The organism is Bowmanella dokdonensis (assembly GCF_017254865.1).
GTDB lineage: Bacteria > Pseudomonadota > Gammaproteobacteria > Enterobacterales > Alteromonadaceae > Bowmanella > Bowmanella dokdonensis.
Genome location: NZ_JAFKCV010000309.1, coordinates 1 through 302 on the forward strand (window position 1 = coordinate 1; position 302 = coordinate 302).

A 302-nucleotide genomic window follows, 5' to 3' on the forward strand; every position below is an offset into this window, starting at 1 on the left:
AGATAATCCTTGCCTGCATTCTTATCTCCGGCGGCTTTCAGGCTATTTATGGCAGTCTTTTGCACCTGAGCGGACTTGACCTGTCACCGGTGTTTGGCATTCCCGAAGGTGAAAAAGCCAGAGGCAGTTTTGTTTATCAAAACCACTATGCTAACTATTTGGCTCTGACCCTGAGCATCGCCATTGGCTGGATGCTCAGCGAACTAAGCACCAGTAAACAAAAGGTCGCACTCGCAAAGTGGTTACGCAGCTTTGCTGAGCTGATACTTAGCCGCAAGCTGTTACTGCGCCTGGCCATTATT

The 302-nt window shown here is 49.0% G+C and carries 1 pseudogene; it reads left to right on the plus strand.

The features are described from left to right. A pseudogene (locus J0A66_RS22715) lies at window positions 1-302 on the plus strand (O-antigen ligase family protein); the annotation flags it as partial.